Consider the following 18,762-nt stretch of genomic DNA (forward strand, 5'->3'; position numbering starts at 1 on the left):
CGTGAACAAAAAGCAGGCTAAAAACCGTGAGGGCGCTGAGCGTCGCGCACAGTCCAAAATTCCGCCGTCATGGGTGCTGAGCGATGAGCAGCGCGCCTTTATTGATGATTTATGGCAGGACACCGACTCTGAGCCCGTGCGGCCCCCATTGCGCCGCAGCGTTAGCTGATCACGCGGCTGCGGCCGGCCAGCGCGCCGAACAGCATTTGCAAGACGGTCAGGCCCAGCAGGGCGATCAACGGCAAGCGCCAGCCTTCCGTCAGATCGTGCAGCAGGCCGAATAGGGTGGGCCCCAGCGCCGCCAACAGATAACCGACGGATTGCGCCATACCCGACAACAGCGTCGCCTGATGATGATGCTGACTGCGCAATCCAAAGAACGACAGCGCCAGCACCAGCGAGCTCCCCGCCCCCAACCCGGCAAACGTCAGCCACACCAGTGAACTGGCGGGTTGCACCAATAATCCCCCGACGCCGATGAAGATCAGCAGAGAGCTGCCCAACGCTATCGCCCGCTGATCGCGCGCCCGCGGCAAAATCACCACCATGACAAAGTTGGCGACGATCGCCACCACCTGGTAAACGAACAGTTCGAAACCCGCCTGCTGAGCGGAGGTGCCGTGGCTGGCGGCAAAAGCGCTGAACCAGCCGATGATGGTGTAGAAGGCGATCGATTGCAGCCCCATGAACATCGCCACTTGCCAACCCAGTGCGCTGCCCCAGGGAGAGCGATAGCGTTGCGGCTCCGTCGGCTGCGGTTCTTTAGCGGCGGGTGTGGCGGAGCGCCGCAGCTGCGGCAACCACACCAGCAGCGCCAACAGCGCAGGCAAGCCCCAGCATAACAAGGAGAACCGCCAGCCAAGGTCGGCCAGCGAAGCCAGTGGCACGGCCAAACCGGAAGCGATGGCGGCAACCAGCGACATCACCGCCGCATAGGCGGCGATCATCGCGGCGGCGCGATGTGGGAAATCTCTTTTCACCAGCGTCGGCAGCACCACGTTGGCGAAGGCGATGGCGGCGCCGATCAGGATGCTGCCCGGCCATAGCATGGCGTCTTGCGGCAGGGAGCGCAGGGCGATGCCGCAGATCAGCAGCGCGAGGGCGAGGCCCAGGGTACGCTCGATACCGATGCGTTTCGCCAGCGCCGGGGTCAATGGCGAGAGGATGGCGAACAGGATCAGTGGCAGCGAATTGATCAGGCCGGCGGCGGTGGCGGACAACGCCAGCTGTTGCTGGATCTGCTCCAGCAGCGGGCCGACGCTGGTCAGGGCGGCGCGCAAATTGGCCGCGATCAGCATAATGCCGACGATCAGCAGAATAGGGCGGTGTAACCGGCGACGCGGGGTCACGGTGGACGCTGGGGGTGAAGCGGGTTGCGGCATGGGTTCCTCGCACCAGGGCATGCAGTCAATCAGTGCTGCATGGCGTGATGCGTTGATTGACGTTAACGCTTACGTACCGAAAATCGACGGTATCCGTTCGCCAGTGTAGGGAAGATGTCTCGTGCTGACAAGGGTACGGCCCGGCGGGATGGTGGCGGTTAATCCCCGTCGGCCGACGGATAATTGCCATTATGTGATCCTGGTCACTGAGTGAACTAAAAGTCATGGCGCGGGGCGCACCATGCGCCGCTTTCGCTTTCCGTGCAGCCCACGCCTCAGCGCTCCGGGGGTATCGCCCGTCATGGCATTTCACTTTTCCCCCCTTCCGCTTTTAGGCTTTTCGATCCGTTTCGATTCGAAAGGTTTTTTGGCGGTTTTTTTGCTAAAACGGGGCTGTAAGCCCGATCACAATTTCATTGCTTTCGCTTTGCTGTAATGCCAGCGCAGTAGAGCGAAAGCCATCTTCTCCCCGGCGATGCCGGAAACCTGAGGACCGCAGCTCATGCCAGTGAATACCGCAAAGCGACGTGAACACATTATCGATCTGTTATGCGAGCACGGCAGCGTGCGCGTGGAGCAGCTCAGCAAACAGTTTGCGGTATCTACGGTGACGATCCGCAACGATCTGCGCTTTCTGGAACGAAAAGGGTGTGCGCTGCGCGCTTACGGCGGCGCGATGCTCAATCAGCAATTCGCTTTCGATCGGCCGCTGCGGGACAAAGGGCGGTTGAATCGCGACGTCAAAACGCTGATCGCCAACGCGGCGGCCGGCTATGTGCGCGACGGCGATGCGCTGATCCTCGATTCCGGTTCAACCACCGCGCAGATCGTGCCGTTCCTGAAGGGGCGGCGCGATCTGGTGGTGATGACCAATGCGCTGAACATTGCCTACGAGCTTTCGGGAAACGACGGGGTGGAAGTCATGGTGCTGGGGGGCAGCGTGCGCCGCAACTCTTACTCGCTCTACGGTCCGGCTGCCGAGCAGCAATTGCGTCAGTACCGCTTCGACAAACTGTTTTTGGGCGTCGACGGGTTCGATCTGAGCGCCGGCATCACCACGCCTCACCCCGGTGAAGCGCACCTCAATCGCGTGATGTGCGAGGTGGCGCGCGAGATTATCGCGGTGGCGGATGCCAGCAAATTCGGTCGCAAAAGCTTTTGCATGATTCGCGAAGCCGGACAAATCCATCGGCTGATCACCGACAGCCGTCTTCCGGACGATTACGAGCGGGCGTTAACCGAGCTGGGCGTTGAGGTCATCATCGCCGATCGGTAGCACGGCGCCTGCATGGGGGCTTCATGCAGCAGTTGTTACAGCTTATCGAGCAGCACAAGGCCGGTATGCCGGTCGGGATCTTTTCCGTCTGTTCCGCCCATCCCTGGGTTCTGAAGGCCGCGCTGCGGCAGGCCAAAGCGCGTGGCACGCCGGTGTTGGTGGAGGCGACGTCCAATCAGGTCAATCAGTTCGGCGGCTATACCGGCCAAACGGCGACCCAGTTCCGCGATGCGCTGTGGCGTCTGGCGGATGAGGTGGGCCTGGCGCGCGAGCGCGTGTGGCTGGGCGGCGATCATCTGGGGCCCAACGCTTGGCAAGATCGCCCGGCTCAGGAAGCGATGGCGCTGGCGGAAACCTTGATAGACGATTACATTCGCGCCGGATTTCGCAAAATTCACCTCGATTGTTCCATGTCGTGCGCCGATGATCCCTCGCCTCTGGGGGATGCCACGGTTGCCGAGCGGGCGGCGCGTTTGTGCGCGGTAGCGGAACGCGCCTGGGCGCAGAGCGGCGGTGAAGCGCCGGTCTATGTGATCGGCACCGAAGTGCCGGTGCCGGGCGGCGCGCAGGAGGCGCTGGCGGGTCTGCAGGTCACCACGCCGCAGGCGGTGGCGCAAACACTGGAAACACACCGTATCGCCTGGCAAAAGGCCGAGCTGAACGATGCCTGGCAGCGAACTATCGCGCTGGTGGTGCAGCCGGGCGTCGAGTTCGATCACCACAGCGTTGAGCACTACCAGCCACAGCGCGCCGACGCACTGAGCCATTTCATTGAACGGCAGCCGGGCATGATCTATGAAGCGCACTCCACGGACTATCAGCCGCCGCAGGCCTACCGCCAACTGGTGCGCGATCATTTCGCCATCCTGAAGGTGGGGCCGGCGCTGACCTTTGCGCTGCGCGAAGCGCTGTTCGCCCTCGATCGCATCGAACGTGAATGGCTGGGGGAACGCCAGTCGGCGCAGCTGTGCGCCACGCTGGAGCAGGTGATGCGCGAGCAGCCGCAGCAGTGGAGCCGCTATTACCACGGCACGCCGCACCAACAGTACCTCGATCGCCACTACAGCCTGAGCGATCGGGTGCGTTACTACTGGCCGCAGCCGCAGGTGCAGCAGGCGGTCGACGGTTTGCTGGACAACCTGCGCCGCAGCCCGGCGCCGCTGGCGCTGCTCAGCCAGTATCTGCCGGAGCAGGCGCGGGCGCTGAACGCCGGTGAATTGAGCGCCGATCCGCAGGAGTGGGTGCTGCACAAAGTGACGCAGGTGCTCGATGATTACCACGCCGCCTGTTACCCGGAGGGCCGCTGATATGCCGAACATTTTAATGACCCGCATCGACAATCGCCTGGTGCACGGCCAGGTAGGCGTGACCTGGACCAATACCCTCGGCGCCAACCTGGTGGTGGTGGCCAACGACGAGGCCGCCGCCGATCCGGTGCAGCAGAACCTGATGGACATGGTGGTGGCGGAAGGGGTGCAGACCCGTTATTTCACGCTGCAGAAAACCATTGACGTGATCCACAAGGCGGCGGATCGGCAGAAGATCTTTCTGGTGTGCAAAACGCCGCAGGATGTGTTGACGCTGGTGCGCGGCGGGGTGCCGATCCGTTTCGTCAACGTCGGCAATATGCACTTCGCCGAGGGGAAGCGGCAGGTGCACAAAACGGTGTCGCTGGACGACGGCGACGTGGCCGCGTTCCGCGCGCTGGCTGAACTGGGCGTGGAGTGCGAAGTGCGTCGGGTGCCTGATGAAGCGGGCGAGGCGATCGGCAAACTGCTCTTTTGAGCCAGGGGGAAAGCATGTTGACGGATGCGTTATTGATTGCGCTGTTGGCCGGGCTGGCGGGGGTTGACCTGTTCGACGGTCTGACCCACTTCCACCGGCCAGTGGTGATGGGGCCGCTGGTGGGGCTGATTTTGGGCGATGTCTACACCGGGTTGCTGGTGGGCGGCACGCTGGAGCTGGTGTGGATGGGGATGGTGCCGCTGGCGGGCGCCCAACCGCCGAACGTGGTGATCGGCGGGGTGATCGGCACCGCGTTCGCCATTCTGACCAAGGCCGATCCTAAAGTGGCGATCGGCGTGGCGGTGCCTTTCTCGATCGCGGTGCAGGGCTGCATCACGCTGCTGTTTACGTTGTTTTCACCGATGATGCACCGCTGCGATCGCATGGTGAAAGCGCTGAACTGGCGCGGCATCGAACGGGTGAATTACCTGGGCATCAGCATTCTGTTCATCTTCTATTTCGTGGTGGCGTTCCTGCCGATTTACTTCGGCGCCGATGCGGCCAGCGCCATGGTGCAGAAGGCGCCGGGCTGGCTGCTGGACGGGCTGGCGGTGGCGGGCGGCATGATGCCGGCGATCGGTTTCTCGCTGCTGATGAAAGTGATGATGAAAAAAACCTACGTGGCCTATTTTATCCTCGGTTTCATCTCGGTCACGTTTCTCAAGCTGCCGATCCTGGCGGTGGCGCTTGGGGCTCTGGCGATCGCTCTGATCGACTTCTTCAACACGCAACGCGGCGCGACAGAGGCAACCGCCCGGCCCGCTCCGCAGGAGGACGCCGAAGATGGCATTTAACGATTCCGACGATCTGCTGGCGCAAAAGGCCGAGCAGCGCATGGCGCAGGCGCTGGCCACCAGCCAGGTGGAACAGGACGATTATCTGGACAGTCAGCCCGCCGAAGCGCTGACGCGCGGCGACATCAACCGCATGGCCTGGCGTTCGCTGCTGCTACAGGCGTCGTTCAACTACGAGCGCATGCAGGCGGGCGGCTGGCTGTATCAGCTGATCCCCGCGCTGCGCAAGATCCATCGCAACCCGCAGGATCTGGCCAACTCGATGAAGATGCACATGGAATTTATCAACGTGCACCCGTTCGACGTCACCTTCCTGTCCGGCCTGGTGCTGGCGATGGAGCAGAACAAGGAGAAGATCTCCACCATTCGCGCGGTGAAAGTGGCGCTGATGGGGCCGCTCGGCGGCATCGGCGACGCGCTGTTTTGGCTGACGCTGTTGCCGATCTGCGCCGGCATAGGCGCTTCGCTGGCATTGGAGGGCAGCCTGTTCGGGCCGATCGTCTTCCTGTTGCTGTTCAACCTGTTCCATTTCGGCCTGCGTTTTGGGCTGGCGCACTACGGCTACCAGGCCGGCACCAGCGCGCTGGCGCTGCTGAAGACCCACACCCGGCGCATTTCGCACGCCGCCTCCATTGTCGGCATGACGGTGATCGGCGCGCTGGTGGCCTCGTATGTGCATCTGTCCACGCCGCTGGTGATGCATGCCGGCAAGGCCAGCGTGGCGCTGCAGACCGACGTGCTGGACAAGCTGATGCCCAACTTGTTGCCGCTGTGTTTCACGCTGCTCATTTTCTTCCTGATGAAGCGCGGATTCTCGCCGGTGAAGCTGATTGGCGTCACCGTAGTCATCGGCGTGGCGGGCAAATTTATCGGTATTCTGTGAGGAGCGGGCTATGCCAGGCATTGTGATTACCGGCCACGGCGGCTTTGCCACCGGGCTGTTGCAGGCGGTGGAACAGGTGGTGGGGCCGCAGCCGCACTGCGCGGCGGTCGATTTCCCCGAACAGATGAGCACCGCGCAGCTCAACGACGCCCTACGCTCGGCGCTGGCGGCGGTGGCGCAGCCGGACGGCGTGGTGTTCCTGACCGATATGCTCGGCGGTTCGCCGTTTCGCAGCGCCTGCGAGCTGGCGGATGCGCAGGGGGATTGTGAAGTGCTGACCGGTGTCAACATGCAGTTGGCGGCGGAAATGATGCTGGAGCGCGATGGGCTGAGCCTGGATGAATTTCGCGAGATGGCTTTGGCGTGCGGTAAACGCGGGCTGACCAGCCTGTGGCATGAACGCCGCCGGGTGAAGTGCGAAGACGCGCAGGCCGATGGCATCTGAACGAAAACCGGGCGCGCCTGCGCCCGGCTGCGTGAGTTATGCCGGCAACGGGCTCAGCGCCAGGCGCGCCGGTTGGTCTTCGCCGCGGTTGAAGCGCCAGCAGGTCTGGTGGTACTTCGCCACGCTGTTGCGGTGCGCTACGCTGATCAGCGTCATGTCCGGCAGTTCATCCACCAGCAGGCAGTACATCAGTTGCTCGGTTTCGTCGTCCAGCGCGCTGGTGGCTTCGTCGAGGAACAGGAGGTTCGGGCGAATCAACAGGGCGCGGGCGAACGCCAGCCGCTGTTGCTCACCCGGCGACAGGCGATGGCTCCAGTTGGCGGAGGTATCCAGCCAGCGCTGCAGGTGTTTCAGACGGCAGTTTTCCAGCACCCGCATCAACTGTTCGTCGCTGTATTCTGACGCCAGGCTCGGGTAGCTCAGCGCCTCGCGCAGCGTGCCGATCGGAATGTAGCTGCGTTGGGGCAGGAACAGCGTGTTGGCGTTGGCCGCCACCCCGATGGCGCCCGCGCCGTAAGGCCAGATACCGGCGATGGCCCGCAGCAGCGTCGACTTGCCGCAGCCGGAAGGGCCGACGATCAGCAGGCGATCGCCGCGTTGCAGCGTCATCTCGGCGCCGGCCAGCAGCGGTTGGCCGTCGGGCAAGTTCAGGCTGAGGTTATCCAGCGTCAACGGATGGGCGCTCTCTTCCCGCAACTGAATGCCGCGCGGCTGATGGTGAACCTGATCGACGGCGGCGTTGAAGCCGGCCAAACGGTTAACGCAGGCTTTCCAGGTCGCCAAGTCGTTAAACGCGTCGATAAACCACGACAGCGCACCCTGCACCTGGCCGAAGGCCGAGGCGATCTGCATCAGGCCGCCCATCTGAATGGCGCCGGAGAAGTAGCGCGGCGCCGCCACCAGCAGGGGAAACACGATGGCGAACTGGCCGTAGAAGTTGGTGGCGATGTTCAGCCGCCGGGTGATGCGCATGATCGCCCACCAGTTGCTGCGAATGGTGTCGAAACGGCCACCCAACTGTTGCGCCTCGCGCGGTTCGCCGTGGTATAGCGCAATGGCGTCGTTGTTTTCGCGGATGCGGATCAGGCCGAAACGGAAGTTCGCCTCATACCGCTCCTGGTTAAAGCCCAGCATGACCAGCGGTTTGCCGACCCACCAGATCAGCAGCGATCCCAGCACCGCATACAGCAGCGCGAACCACACCATATAGCCGGGCAAGGTGATGGCGTGTTGACCGAGCGCGAAGGTCATCGGCCCGCTGACGTGCCATAAAATGTCGATGAAGGAAAACAGCGTCACCAGGCTGGAGAGCAGCCCGAGCGACAGTGACAGGGTATATTGGGTCAATACGTTGAGATCTTCGGCGATACGCTGGTCGGGGTTATCGACGATCTGCTGCTGCTCGGTATGGTAATACGCCTGGTGCGCCAGCCATTTTCCCATGAACTTTTCCGTCATCCAGCGCCGCCAGCGCATCTGCAGCCCCTGAGTCAGGTAGATCTTGTAGACCGCCAGCACGATGAAGATCAGCGCCAGATAGGTGAAACGCCACAGCTGCGCCTTGAACACCGGGTAGTTTTTGTTCTGCAACGCATCGTAGAACACCTGGTTCCACTGGTTGATCTGCACGCTGATATAGACCAGACCGAGCGACAGGATGACGATGGCGATCAGCATCATCCAGGCGCGCCATCGCTCCTCAGACACCCAAAAGGGTTTGATCAGCTGCCACACGGCGTGTTTCTGCAAGGGGGTTGCGTTCATAACGGCTCGATAATTGCGGTATTTTGTTCAGCATGGGCTGCGGGCCGGTAACAAACAAACCGCGACTGTAAGCAGTTTTGACTCCGCTAACCGTTTGAAATAAGGCGGCTGAATCGCCAGCGGCACGCTGGCGGGCGCAATTGCGGCATACACTCTGGCGCCGGGCGGTTATACTGGCGCCGAATTTTTGCAGAAAGGATAAACGATGAAGGCTTGGTTTCCCCTGTTGCTGACCTGCGGCGTCTTCGCCAGCGCCCGGGCCTGGGCGCACATTGACGAGCCGGACATCGCCGCCGACTGCCAAAAGGTGGCGAGCTACGCCGAACTGGGAAAAAAGGCCTATCAGCGGCAGGATTACGCCAAAGCCGCCGACATCTTTCGCGATCAGGCGGCCTGGAGCGAGTTTTGCGGCTTGAGCGAGCAGGCGGTCGCCACGGCTTACAACAACGTGGCGCTGTCGCTGATGCACGCCGGCGAATTGCTCAAGGCGCAGGCCTATCTGGCGCTGGCGCCGCACGATGACAAATCGCAGCACAACCTGAGCCTGTTGCGCCAACGGCTGGCGCAGCGGCCGCAGCCGCAGGGGCCGGGCGGCGTATATTGGCAATACGCCGGGCGCGGCGTGTGGAGCGAAGTGGTGGTGAAGCCGCAGGGCGAGCGCTGGTTGATCGATTTTTCCGGCTACGCCATGCCGCAGATGGGGCTGTATTACGGTCCGAACATGGGGGACTTCTCCGCCGAGCTGCCGATCGCACACGGCAAGGCCGTCTACCACCAGCACGAGTCGGACAGCGCGCAGGTCTGCGACGTGACGATGGCGTTTGGCGAGCAGGCGCTGGAGATGCATACGCGGGGGGATTGCGGGTTCGGCCACAACGTGCGGGCGGAAGGGCGATTCGTGCGGGTCGAATGACCCGCCCCGACAACCGGGGCGAGAAGGGTTACGCCAGCGCGGCGGCGCCCAGCAGGTTTTTCCAGGCTTCCACATTGCCCAGATAGTTGCCGGCTGGCAGCAGATGCAGGCGGCCTTCGTTGTCCTGCAGCGCAAAGGTCGGGAAGCCCTGGCCTTGCACTTTGGCCAGCAACGCCCGGCTTTCCGCGATGTGTTGCGCGGTCGGCGCACCGCTGTTGAAACGCATTTCGGCGATAAACGCCGCCGAAGGCAACCCCAGCTCTTTCGCCAACGCCTCCAGCACCGGTGTGTCGGCGATGCGCCGGCCTTCCTTATAGTGTGCCTGCTGAATGCGGTGCAACATATCCAGCCCGCGTCCCGCCAGCTTTTCTGCGGCCAGGATAGCGGTAATTGATGGCTCGGAATCCATCACCGCCGTCGTGTCACGCAGCAGGCCGTTGAAATAGGCTTCGCCAAAAGGCTGTCCCGTCATCTCGGCGATGCGTTTGTCGTGTGGAATGACGTAGTTGCGCCATTCATCGGTGATTTGGCGGCGGTTGTTACCGGTCATCATGCCGCCGGCGTGCGGCACGATCTTCAGCCCGGGGAGGCTCTGAGCCGCTTTCACCAGCGGCGCGGCGCCATAGCACCAGCCACACAGCGGATCGAAAATGTAATGCAGAGTGGTTTCGGTCATCTTTACTTTTACTCCTCGCTTGGCGCGCGGCAGCTCGCCGCGGCGCCAGGGCTGGCTCAATCACGCAGGGGCGCTTATTGCGGCCACTTCATCTCGCCTTTCAGCACTTTCGCGCTCAGTTCCAGGCTCGATTCGTCTTTCAGCGTCGGGTAGTGTTTTTTCATCGCTTCAATCAGCGCGGCGGAATCCTTGGCCTTCGGCAGTTCGGCTTCCAGCGTGGTCAGGTATTTCTGGGTAAAGTGCACCGATGCCAGCGTCTGTGCGGCACCCGGCAGGAAGTGGCCCGGCACGACGACCTGCGGCTTCAGCGCTTCGATGTTTTTCAGCGTCTGCTGCCAGTGCTGGCGCGATTCCACGGTCTGGTTGTCGGCGATCCACGGATGGATATTGTCACCGGCGACCGCGACGCCGCCCACGACCGCTTTCAGCGCCGGGATCCAGACGAAGGTGCGATCGGGGGTCGGACCGTTCAGGCCTTTCACTTCCACTTTCTGGCCGTCGATGGTGAAGCTGTCGCCCTGCAGCGGCTGCGGCACGATCACGGTTTTCGGCGCGTTGTCTTTCAGGATCGGGCCCCAATAGGCGACTTTGCCGTCTTTGGTGGCGTTGATGTCCTTGATGGTGCCAGGCGAAGCGATGATTTTCGCCTCCGGGAAGGCCGCCTTAATCACGTCCAGACCGAAATAGAAATCCGGGTCTGAGTGGCTGATATAAACGGTGGTCAGCTTCTTGCCGGTCGCCTTGATCTTTTTCACCAGCTCTTCGGCATCGTTACGCTGGAACTGAGCGTCAATCAGCGCCACTTCGTGTTGGCCGCTGACGATTTCGGAAGACACAGGGAACACGCTTTTCTCGCCCGGGTTATACACTTCCATGGTCAGGGTATCGGCAGCGGTGGCGTAGGTGCTCAGGGTGGCGACGCCGGTGAAGGCCAGAGTTAACAGTGATTTCTTAAACATGGGCAGAGGTCCTTAGGTATCGGTTAATGTTGTAACGATGTTAGGTTGCATAAAGCGATAGAAAAACCGGATAATAAGCAATTATTCGTTGCATAAATCGGACTAATCATGGATCGCATTACCGCCGCTGAAGTTTTTGTCACCATCGTCGATCGCGGCAGCATGATCGCCGCCGCGGAAACGCTGGAGATGTCGCGCGCGATGGTGACGCGCTACCTGGCGCAGATGGAGCAATGGGCCGGCGCGCGTTTACTGCACCGCACTACCCGTAAGCTTAGTCTGACCGACGCCGGTGAGCGTACTCTGGAACGTTGCCGACAAATGCTGGCGCTGGCGGGAGAGATCGATCTGGTGGAGGAAGGGCAGAGCGACGAACTGCGCGGCCTGCTGCGCATTACCTGTTCGCAGTCGCTCGGGCAAACGGCGCTGGTGGGGGCGGTCGCTCAGTATCTGAAGCGTCACCCGCAGGTGGCGGTCGATCTGCAGATGAACAACCGGGCGGTGAACCTGGTGGAAGAGCGCATCGATCTGGCGCTGCGCATCACCAACGAGCTGGATCCCAACCTGATCGCCCGTCCGCTGTCCACCTGTGCATCGGTGGTGTGCGCCGCGCCGGCGTATCTGGCGGCACACGGTACCCCGCGCCAACCGCAGGATCTGGCGTTGCACAACTGCCTGACCTACTCCTATTTCGGCAAAAGCCTGTGGCACTTCGACGCTCAGGGGGTGAAATCGGCGGTGGCGGTCAGCGGCAACCTGAGCGCCAACGAGTCGGTGGTGTTGATGGCCGGCACGGTGCAGGGCGCGGGCATTTCCATGCAGCCCTATTATTCGGCTGCCCCGCTGCTGGCCAGCGGCGAACTGGTCGAATTGTTGCCGGATTATCGGCCGCAGTCGATGGGCATCTACGGCATCTACACCTCGCGTCGCCAGATGCCCGCCACCTTGCGCACCATGCTGGACTTTCTGGTGGAGTGGTTCGCCACCGATCCGCAGTGGCAGGCGACGCTGCGCTAAGGTCCCGGCAATATTCCCTGGCCGCTTTCAGCGCCTGACAGCGGCGGCCAGGCGGGCGGAGAAGCGTGCCGCCTGCTGATGCAGATGGTCGATAAAGGCCGTGACCAGCGCCGATGAAGGGCGGTGCAGCGGCCGGATCAGGCTGACGGTGAACGGCACGTCGATGCTGAACGGCCGCACGTGCACGCCGCTGCCGGCATAGTCGAGCGCCGTCAGCGGGTTGACGATCGACACCCCCACGCCGGCTCTCACCATGGCGCACACCGACGCCGCACTGTGCGTTTCCATCACCATGCGGCGCTCGACGCCCTGTTCGCCGAACAGCGCATCCAGCAAGTGACGATAGCTGTCGGTGCTCGACAGGCTGATAAAGTTCTGCCCGGCGAAGTCCTGCGGCGTCAGCTGGTCTTTTACCAGCAGCGGGTGGCCCGTCGGCAACACGCACACTTCGTTCAACGTCATCAGCGTCACCCGTTCGGTGCCCGCCGGCGTGAGGGTGGTTTCCGTCAGCCCGAGATCGTGGCGCTGGGCAGACAGCCACTCTTCCAGCAGCGGCGACTCTTGCGGGATCACGCTGAAGCTGACTTCCGGATAACGTTCGATAAAGGGCTGGCACACCGCCGGCAGCAGCGATTGGGAGAATACCGGCAGGCACACGATCGACAGCTGCGCCTGTTGAAACTGGCGGATGCCGGCGGCGGCGTTGACGATGCGATCGAGGCCGTAATAGGAGCGCTGTACCTCTTCGAACAACCGTAACCCTTGCACGGTGGGGGACAAACGCCCGCGAACCCGGTCGAACAGCTGCAGCCGAATCAGCTTTTCAAAGCGCGCCAGCTCGCGGCTGACGGTCGGTTGCGAGGTTTGCAGCAGGGCTGCCGCCTCGGTCAGGTTGCCGGTGGTCATCACCGCCCGAAAGATTTCGATCTGCCGCAAAGAGATACTGTGCATGGCGAGGCCGCTCGACTGTAGAGAAAGCCATATCATAAATGAATAGACTACGGCTAAATAGATATTTTCCACTCGATTCAGCGTGCGGCACTATGGCTTTATCTGCCGTCATTTTCGAATTGGGAATATCGCCATGCCACGCCCGTTGCACGACACCTCCACCGCGTTGAACGCCGCTAATCTGCTGGCCTTGCCGCAGCGTTTCGGTTGCCCGGTCTGGGCCTATGATGCGGACATCATCAGCCAGCGCATCGCTCAGCTGCGCCACTTCGACACCATTCGTTTCGCGCAGAAGGCCTGTTCGAACATTCATATTTTGCGCTTGATGCGCGAGCAGGGCGTGAAGGTGGATTCGGTGTCGCTGGGCGAGATCGAACGGGCGCTGCAGGCCGGTTTTCAGCCAGGAGGCGAACCGAGCGAGATCGTGTTTACCGCGGATGTGTTGGATCACGCCACGCTGGCGCGCGTCAGCGAATTGAAGATCCCGGTTAACGCCGGTTCCATCGACATGCTGGATCAGCTCGGCCAGGTTTCCGCAGGGCATCCGGTGTGGCTGCGCATTAACCCGGGGTTTGGCCACGGCCACAGCCAGAAAACCAACACCGGCGGCGAGAACAGCAAGCACGGCATCTGGTATGCCGACCTGCCGCAGGCGGTGGAGAAAATTCGCCGCTATGGCCTGCAACTGATCGGCGTGCATATGCACATCGGTTCCGGGGTCGATTATCAGCATCTGGAGCGGGTCTGCGATGCGATGGTGCAGCAAGTGATCGATCTCGGTCATGACATCAGCGCCATTTCCGCCGGCGGCGGCCTGTCTATCCCGTATCAGTACGGCGAAGAGGCGATCGATACCGAACACTATTTCGGTTTGTGGAATCGGGCGCGTGAACGCATCGCCGCGCATCTGGGGCATCCGGTGCAGTTGGAGATTGAACCCGGGCGTTTCCTGATGGCGGAAGCGGGCGTCTTGGTGGCCGAAGTGCGGGCGGTAAAAGACATGGGCAGCCGCCACTTCGTGCTGGTGGACGCCGGTTTTAACGATCTGATGCGTCCGGCAATGTACGGCAGTTACCACCATATTTCGCTGTTGCCGGTCGATGGGCGCGATACCTCGGGGAAAGCGCAGCGCGAAACGGTGATCGCCGGGCCGCTGTGCGAATCCGGCGACGTGTTCACCCAGCAGGCGGGCGGCGGCGTGGAAACCCGCGAGCTGCCGCCGGTGCAGATCGGCGATTATCTGGTGTTCCACGACACCGGCGCCTACGGCGCATCGATGTCCTCCAACTACAACAGCCGTCCGCTGTTGCCTGAAGTGCTGTTCGAAAACGGCGAGCCGCGTTTGATCCGCCGCCGCCAAACCATCGAAGAACTGATCGCGCTGGAACTTATCTGATCAGCGGGCGGGCGCCTTGCGCCCGCTTCACAGCGTCATGCGGCGGTGCTGGCCATTGGGCAATTGCACATCCAGCGACAGCGTGCCGCCCATCGCCTCGATATAGCGTTTGAGCGATGACAGCTTGATTTCGCTGCCGCGCTTTTCCAAATTGGCGACGGAGGGTTGGCTGATGCCGAGCCGCTTCGCCAATTCAACCTGAGAAACCGCCAACTCTTCCCTCAGCATCGCCAGCCGCAGCTCGAAAATCTCCTGGTCCGCTTTTTGCCTGGCGGCGGCAACGACGGCGGGATCGAGTTTATCGATCAGTTGGGATAAAGGTTTGGCCATCTGCACTACCTCCGGGTTGCCAGATAATGTGAAAACTCCATGGCGGCGATGGGCAACATGCGCTGGTAAAAGCGTTTGTCGCCGGTTTTATCGCCGCCGCACAGCAATACCGCTTGCCGCTGTGGATCAAAGGCGAAAAACACCCTGAAAGGGCGCCCGCGATGTTGAATGCGCAGCTCCTTCAACTGTCGGACCGCGTCGGAAAAATGCAGCGTATCGGCATGCGGCCGCGCCAATTGCGGGCCGAACGTCTGCAATTTGTAGATCGCCGCCAGGATGCTTGTTTGCTGGGCGTTGTTCAGCGCTAAAAACCAGTCGTCAAACCGTTCGACGGTCACCACTTGCCACATGATGCGCTTCGAATATAGCGTTTGTGCTATATAGTGTAAAGGTTATTGTGCCAACAATATGCACGAACGCTGGGAGCGGAAAAAATCCAAAAGCGGGAAATGCGGCGGGCTGCGCAATCTGAGCGCATGGGTGACGGCTCACCCATGCGGCGGCGGGAATTACGGCTGTTCGTGCGCGTTATTGAGGGTGGCGACCGAGTGGCGGCGCACCAGCGTCGGGCTGAACATGTTGGTGATTTCCGGCAGCGGTTGCCGGTTGGCCAGCGCCAGCGCCAGCTCCGCCGCCTGGGTCGCCATCGCCACGATCGGGTAGCGAATGGTGGTCAGGCGCGGCCGAAGATAGCGCGAAATCAGCACGTCGTCGAAACCGATCAGCGAAATTTCCCCCGGTACGTCGACGCTGTTATCGCTCAGCACCGAAAGCGCGCCGGCGGCCATCGGATCGTTGTAACAGGTAATGGCGGAGAACGAACGGCCGCGGCCGAGCAATTCGGTCATCGCCTGTTCGCCGCCGATCTCGTCCGGTTCGCCGTAGGCGATCAGCTTTTCATCCACCGCAATGCCGTGTTCCCGCAGTGCGTCGAGATAGCCCTGCAGACGATCGGTGGCGTCGGAAATCTGGTGGGTGGAGCAGATGATGGCGATGCGCTGGTGCCCTTGCTGGATCAGATGTCGGGTTGCCAGCCAGGCGCCGTAGCGATCGTCGAGCGCCACGCAGCGCGTTTCAAACCCCGGTAGCGTGCGGTTGATCAGCACCATGCCCGGGATCTGTTGCATCCAGCCGCAAAGTTCCTGATCGCTCAGCCTTTTGGCGTGCACCACCAGCGCTTCGCAGCGGTGCCGCACCAGTTGTTCAATCGCCTGACGCTCTTTTTCGGCGTCGTGGTAACCGTTGCCAATCAGCAGAAAATTGTGGGTGGCGTAGGCCACCTGCTCGACCGCCTTGACCATCGCGCCGAAGAAGGGATCGGAAACGTCGGAGACGATCAGCCCCAGCGTCTCGGTGGATTGCTGCGCCAGCGCTCGTGCGTTGGCGTTAGGGTGATACTGCAGCTGTTCCATCGCGGCCTGCACCGCGGTGCGCGACCCTTCGCTGGCCTTGGGGGAATTGTTTATCACGCGGGATACCGTGGCCACGGAAACCCCCGCCAGCCTGGCAACATCCTTTATCGTAGCCATATCAGTCAACACATCCTGGGTAATCGCTTACATCCCCCAGTTTTGCGGAAAAAAACCGGGGCTGCAAGCGGTCTCGTGCGCAACTTGTGGCGGCCGTTGCAGAATCTCTTCGAGTCTGTACGCATAACCAACTGCTACCGAACGATAGCGCAATTTGTACGTTGGCACCGGCGGCGGGCTGAGGTAACGTCTGTGCATTCCGATTTGCGCCGAGAATGCCATGTCCATTAAACGCTATCCGCAGCTCGCCCATTGGGGCGCTTATACCGCCGTGGTTGAAGACGGCCGGCTTATCCGTTGTGAACCCTTCGTCGACGATCCCGACCCTTCGCCGCTGCTCGATTCCATCGTCCCGATGGTCTACTCCGACAAGCGCATTCGCAAGCCGGCGGTGCGCCGCTCGTGGCTGCAAAAGCGCGAGGGCAGCGACCGTACGCTGCGCGGCAGGGAAGATTTCGTCGAGGTGGACTGGGAATTGGCGCTCGATTTGGTGGCGCAGGAGAATCGCCGGGTGCGCGAGCGCTACGGCGCCTCCGGGTTGTTTACCGGCTCTTATGGCTGGTCGTCGGCCGGGCGGCTGCACCATGCCCGCTCGCTGGTGCGGCGATTCTATTTCAGCGGCGGCGGCGGGGTCGATCAGCAGGGCAACTACAGCTGGGGCGCAGCGCAGTTCTTTCTGCCGTATGTGATCGGCACTTTCTCGCCGTTGACCGGGCGCGTCACCAGTTGGCCGAGCGTGGTGGAACATTGCGAGCTGTTTGTGGCGTTTGGTGGGTTGGCGCTGAAAAACGCTCAGGTCTCTTCCGGCGGCGCGGCGGAACATGCGCTCAAGCCCTGGCTGCAAAAGCTGGCGCGCAAGGGTACACCGGTGGTCAACATCAGCCCGATGCGCGATGATTGCCCCGAGTTCGTCAATGCGGAATGGATCCCGATCCGGCCGAATACCGACGTGGCGCTGATGCTGGCGCTGGCTTACGAAATCCAGCGGCTGGGCGCGCAGGATGAAGCCTTCCTGCACAGCCACTGCGTGGGCTATCAACAGTTGGCGGATTACCTGAACGGCGTGAGCGACGGCGTGGCGAAAACGCCGGCCTGGGCCAGCGCCATCACCGGCATTCCGGCGGCGCGCATCGCGCTGCTGGCGCGGCAACTGATCGGCGTGCGCAGTTTCATCACCTGTTCCTACTCTGTGCAACGTGCGCATCGGGGGGAGCAACCGTATTGGATGATGATCGCGCTATCGGCGATGCTGGGCCAGGTGGGGCTGCCGGGCGGCGGTTTCTCGTTCGGCCACGGCTCAATGAATGGCGTCGGCAATCCGCGCGTGGATACCCCCGCGCCGACCATGCCAGTAGGGGATAACCCGGCCGGGCTGGCGATCCCGGTGGCGCGCATCTGCGACATGCTGCTGCACCCCGGTGAGGCCTATCAATTTTGCGGCGAGACGCGGCATTATCCGGATATCCATCTGGTGCACTGGGCCGGCGGCAACCCGTTCCATCATCATCAGCAGTTGAATCGGCTGGTGGAGGGCTGGCAGAAGCCGGACACGGTGATCGTACAAGATATCTGGTGGACGGCGGCAGCCAAAATGGCGGATATCGTGTTGCCGGTCACCAGTTCGCTGGAGCGCAACGACATCGGCGGCTCGTCGCGCGATCGCTACGTGTTGGCGATGCACCAGGCCATTGCGCCGCAGCATCAGGCGCGCAACGATTTCGATATCTTCGCCGATCTGGCCGAGCGTCTCGGCTATCGTGAGCGCTTTACCGAGAATCGCGATGAGCGCGCCTGGATCGAAGCTATCTATCGGCAATGCGGCGCAGCGCAGCAGCGCGCCGGCGTCGCCTGGCCCGAGTTTGAGGCGTTCTGGCAACGGGGCTATGTCGAGCTGCCCGCGCCGGCCAAAGAGTTTGTATTTTTTGACGCGTTTCGCGCCGATCCCCAGGTTAACCCGCTGCAAACGCCCAGCGGCAAGATCGAATTGTTCAGCGAGCGGATCGCCGGCTATCGCTACGAAGATTTCGCTCCGCATCCGCAGTGGCGGCCGCCGGTGGAGTGGCTGGGTGCGCCGCAGGCCAAAAACTGGCCGCTGCACCTGATCTCCATTCAGCCGAGCGATCGCCTGCATAGCCAGATGGATCCGGCGCCGCTGGCGCAGGGCAACAAGACCGCCGGGCGCGAAACCCTGTATATGCATCCGGACGACGCCGCGCCGCGCGGCGTGGCGGACGGCGCCGAAGTGCTGGTCAGCAATGCGCGCGGCAGCTGTCTGGCGGGGGTATCGCTCACCGATGGTGTGACGCGCGGCGTGGTGTTGATGGCGACCGGCGCCTGGTTCGAGCCGGGTTTCGACGCGCAGCGCCGGCCGCTCGAGCAGGCGGGCAACCCGAATGTGCTGACGCTGGATATCGGCACCTCGCCGCTGACGCAGGGGCCGAACGCCATGAGCTGCCTGGTCGAGGTCAGCGCACGATGAGTGAAGATTTCACGTCTGGGTCACTGGCTCGTCGTTGTTATATTTATTTTCGTCGCTGCGGGAAGGTTTAAGTTTCATTGAGTTATTACAGCAGATCGCGGGAAATTTACAGCTGGTTGCATTTGGAGCAGAACTCTTGCGATTCGGCGGTAGTTTCCTGCACGCCATCTCTCTAGAGTAGGT

19 protein-coding genes are annotated in these 18,762 nt (G+C 62.0%); 11 read left to right on the forward strand and 8 right to left on the reverse strand.

From position 1 onward, the window contains the following. The first annotated feature begins 1 nt into the window (after window position 1). On the forward strand, window positions 2-169 hold the full coding sequence (locus JL05_RS25565) for a hypothetical protein (RefSeq protein WP_021505683.1): 168 nt from the start codon (window positions 2-4) through the stop codon (window positions 167-169). Here JL05_RS25565 and JL05_RS08900 read toward each other — a convergent pair. After that, complete coding sequence (locus JL05_RS08900; protein WP_033632212.1) at window positions 162-1,382, reverse strand: CynX/NimT family MFS transporter; 1,221 nt, start codon at window positions 1,380-1,382, stop codon at window positions 162-164. The two genes, JL05_RS25565 and JL05_RS08900, sit on opposite strands and share 8 nt — an antisense overlap. 502 nt (window positions 1,383-1,884) lie before the next feature. Between JL05_RS08900 and agaR the strand changes: the two genes are divergently transcribed. The 6 genes from agaR to agaF are packed head-to-tail and all read left to right on the forward strand — an operon-like array spanning window position 1,885 to window position 6,565. Continuing rightward, window positions 1,885-2,658, forward strand: coding sequence for a transcriptional repressor AgaR (gene agaR, locus JL05_RS08905; protein ID WP_004931804.1), 774 nt, complete (start codon window positions 1,885-1,887; stop codon window positions 2,656-2,658). 23 nt (window positions 2,659-2,681) lie between these two features. Further along, window positions 2,682-3,965, forward strand: coding sequence for a D-tagatose-bisphosphate aldolase, class II, non-catalytic subunit (locus tag JL05_RS08910; protein ID WP_033632213.1), 1,284 nt, complete (start codon window positions 2,682-2,684; stop codon window positions 3,963-3,965). A 1-nt stretch (window position 3,966) separates the two neighbouring features. Further along, a complete protein-coding gene (gene agaV, locus JL05_RS08915) occupies window positions 3,967-4,443 on the forward strand; it encodes a PTS N-acetylgalactosamine transporter subunit IIB (protein WP_004931808.1) in 477 nt (158 codons plus the stop codon). A 14-nt stretch (window positions 4,444-4,457) separates the two neighbouring features. Then, entirely contained in the window at window positions 4,458-5,237 is a 780-nt protein-coding gene (gene agaW, locus JL05_RS08920; RefSeq protein ID WP_033632214.1) for a PTS N-acetylgalactosamine transporter subunit IIC, read from the forward strand. Next, window positions 5,227-6,120: a PTS system mannose/fructose/sorbose family transporter subunit IID gene (locus tag JL05_RS08925; protein WP_033632215.1), complete on the forward strand. Its 894-nt coding sequence runs from the start codon at window positions 5,227-5,229 to the stop codon at window positions 6,118-6,120. Before agaW ends, JL05_RS08925 begins: the two co-directional genes overlap by 11 nt. Window positions 6,121-6,130: 10 nt before the next feature. Beyond that, the gene (gene agaF, locus JL05_RS08930; protein ID WP_033632216.1) at window positions 6,131-6,565 is read left to right on the forward strand and encodes a PTS galactosamine/N-acetylgalactosamine transporter subunit IIA; all 435 of its coding nucleotides are present in this window, start codon (window positions 6,131-6,133) and stop codon (window positions 6,563-6,565) included. A 36-nt stretch (window positions 6,566-6,601) separates the two neighbouring features. Here agaF and JL05_RS08935 read toward each other — a convergent pair whose 3' ends face one another. After that, window positions 6,602-8,329, reverse strand: a complete 1,728-nt coding sequence (locus tag JL05_RS08935; protein WP_033632217.1) for an ABC transporter ATP-binding protein/permease — start codon at window positions 8,327-8,329, stop codon at window positions 6,602-6,604. A gap of 205 nt (window positions 8,330-8,534) precedes the next feature. Here JL05_RS08935 and JL05_RS08940 point away from each other — a divergent pair, with 205 nt between their 5' ends. Then, window positions 8,535-9,242 carry a hypothetical protein gene (locus JL05_RS08940; protein WP_033632218.1) on the forward strand — a complete coding sequence of 236 codons (708 nt, stop codon included), beginning with the start codon at window positions 8,535-8,537 and terminating at the stop codon, window positions 9,240-9,242. 28 nt (window positions 9,243-9,270) lie between these two features. Here the strand turns inward: JL05_RS08940 and JL05_RS08945 are convergent, their stop codons facing one another. Together JL05_RS08945 and JL05_RS08950 are read right to left on the reverse strand one after the other, a co-directional pair. Further along, window positions 9,271-9,918, reverse strand: a complete 648-nt coding sequence (locus JL05_RS08945) for a DsbA family protein (protein ID WP_033632219.1) — start codon at window positions 9,916-9,918, stop codon at window positions 9,271-9,273. A 74-nt stretch (window positions 9,919-9,992) separates the two neighbouring features. Next, on the reverse strand, window positions 9,993-10,877 hold the full coding sequence (locus JL05_RS08950) for an MBL fold metallo-hydrolase (RefSeq protein WP_004931820.1): 885 nt from the start codon (window positions 10,875-10,877) through the stop codon (window positions 9,993-9,995). 108 nt (window positions 10,878-10,985) lie between these two features. Between JL05_RS08950 and JL05_RS08955 the strand changes: the two genes are divergently transcribed. After that, complete coding sequence (locus JL05_RS08955) at window positions 10,986-11,894, forward strand: LysR family transcriptional regulator (RefSeq protein ID WP_015378928.1); 909 nt, start codon at window positions 10,986-10,988, stop codon at window positions 11,892-11,894. A gap of 27 nt (window positions 11,895-11,921) precedes the next feature. Here JL05_RS08955 and JL05_RS08960 read toward each other — a convergent pair whose 3' ends face one another. Beyond that, complete coding sequence (locus tag JL05_RS08960) at window positions 11,922-12,845, reverse strand: LysR family transcriptional regulator (RefSeq protein WP_021505677.1); 924 nt, start codon at window positions 12,843-12,845, stop codon at window positions 11,922-11,924. A gap of 133 nt (window positions 12,846-12,978) precedes the next feature. On the opposite strand from JL05_RS08960, the gene lysA reads away from it, so the two are divergent. Continuing rightward, on the forward strand, window positions 12,979-14,241 hold the full coding sequence (lysA, locus tag JL05_RS08965; protein ID WP_033632220.1) for a diaminopimelate decarboxylase: 1,263 nt from the start codon (window positions 12,979-12,981) through the stop codon (window positions 14,239-14,241). 27 nt (window positions 14,242-14,268) lie between these two features. On the opposite strand, the gene JL05_RS08970 is transcribed toward lysA, so the two are convergent. The 3 genes from JL05_RS08970 to galR form a co-directional block, all read right to left on the reverse strand. Beyond that, complete coding sequence (locus JL05_RS08970) at window positions 14,269-14,571, reverse strand: helix-turn-helix domain-containing protein (protein ID WP_004931828.1); 303 nt, start codon at window positions 14,569-14,571, stop codon at window positions 14,269-14,271. 5 nt (window positions 14,572-14,576) lie between these two features. Beyond that, window positions 14,577-14,921, reverse strand: a complete 345-nt coding sequence (locus JL05_RS08975) for a type II toxin-antitoxin system RelE/ParE family toxin (RefSeq protein ID WP_004931830.1) — start codon at window positions 14,919-14,921, stop codon at window positions 14,577-14,579. A gap of 159 nt (window positions 14,922-15,080) precedes the next feature. Beyond that, complete coding sequence (gene galR, locus JL05_RS08980) at window positions 15,081-16,100, reverse strand: HTH-type transcriptional regulator GalR (protein WP_004931832.1); 1,020 nt, start codon at window positions 16,098-16,100, stop codon at window positions 15,081-15,083. 220 nt (window positions 16,101-16,320) lie between these two features. Between galR and JL05_RS08985 the strand changes: the two genes are divergently transcribed. Then, window positions 16,321-18,579 carry a molybdopterin guanine dinucleotide-containing S/N-oxide reductase gene (locus JL05_RS08985; protein ID WP_033632221.1) on the forward strand — a complete coding sequence of 753 codons (2,259 nt, stop codon included), beginning with the start codon at window positions 16,321-16,323 and terminating at the stop codon, window positions 18,577-18,579. Window positions 18,580-18,762: the final 183 nt, after the last annotated feature.

It is taken from the genome of Serratia nematodiphila DZ0503SBS1, assembly GCF_000738675.1.
Taxonomy (GTDB): domain Bacteria; phylum Pseudomonadota; class Gammaproteobacteria; order Enterobacterales; family Enterobacteriaceae; genus Serratia; species Serratia nematodiphila.

Bases quoted from the DNA above. Each gene is read 5' to 3' on its own strand.
- JL05_RS08900 (WP_033632212.1), bottom strand. From the start codon at position 1,382: ATGCCGCAACCCGCTTCACCCCCAGCGTCCACCGTGACCCCGCGTCGC.
- agaR (WP_004931804.1), top strand. From the start codon at position 1,885: ATGCCAGTGAATACCGCAAAGCGACGTGAACACATTATCGATCTGTTA.
- JL05_RS08910 (WP_033632213.1), top strand. From the start codon at position 2,682: ATGCAGCAGTTGTTACAGCTTATCGAGCAGCACAAGGCCGGTATGCCG.
- agaV (WP_004931808.1), top strand. From the start codon at position 3,967: ATGCCGAACATTTTAATGACCCGCATCGACAATCGCCTGGTGCACGGC.
- agaW (WP_033632214.1), top strand. From the start codon at position 4,458: ATGTTGACGGATGCGTTATTGATTGCGCTGTTGGCCGGGCTGGCGGGG.
- JL05_RS08925 (WP_033632215.1), top strand. From the start codon at position 5,227: ATGGCATTTAACGATTCCGACGATCTGCTGGCGCAAAAGGCCGAGCAG.
- agaF (WP_033632216.1), top strand. From the start codon at position 6,131: ATGCCAGGCATTGTGATTACCGGCCACGGCGGCTTTGCCACCGGGCTG.
- JL05_RS08935 (WP_033632217.1), bottom strand. From the start codon at position 8,329: ATGAACGCAACCCCCTTGCAGAAACACGCCGTGTGGCAGCTGATCAAA.
- JL05_RS08940 (WP_033632218.1), top strand. From the start codon at position 8,535: ATGAAGGCTTGGTTTCCCCTGTTGCTGACCTGCGGCGTCTTCGCCAGC.
- JL05_RS08945 (WP_033632219.1), bottom strand. From the start codon at position 9,918: ATGACCGAAACCACTCTGCATTACATTTTCGATCCGCTGTGTGGCTGG.
- JL05_RS08950 (WP_004931820.1), bottom strand. From the start codon at position 10,877: ATGTTTAAGAAATCACTGTTAACTCTGGCCTTCACCGGCGTCGCCACC.
- JL05_RS08955 (WP_015378928.1), top strand. From the start codon at position 10,986: ATGGATCGCATTACCGCCGCTGAAGTTTTTGTCACCATCGTCGATCGC.
- JL05_RS08960 (WP_021505677.1), bottom strand. From the start codon at position 12,845: ATGCACAGTATCTCTTTGCGGCAGATCGAAATCTTTCGGGCGGTGATG.
- lysA (WP_033632220.1), top strand. From the start codon at position 12,979: ATGCCACGCCCGTTGCACGACACCTCCACCGCGTTGAACGCCGCTAAT.
- JL05_RS08970 (WP_004931828.1), bottom strand. From the start codon at position 14,571: ATGGCCAAACCTTTATCCCAACTGATCGATAAACTCGATCCCGCCGTC.
- JL05_RS08975 (WP_004931830.1), bottom strand. From the start codon at position 14,921: ATGTGGCAAGTGGTGACCGTCGAACGGTTTGACGACTGGTTTTTAGCG.
- galR (WP_004931832.1), bottom strand. From the start codon at position 16,100: ATGGCTACGATAAAGGATGTTGCCAGGCTGGCGGGGGTTTCCGTGGCC.
- JL05_RS08985 (WP_033632221.1), top strand. From the start codon at position 16,321: ATGTCCATTAAACGCTATCCGCAGCTCGCCCATTGGGGCGCTTATACC.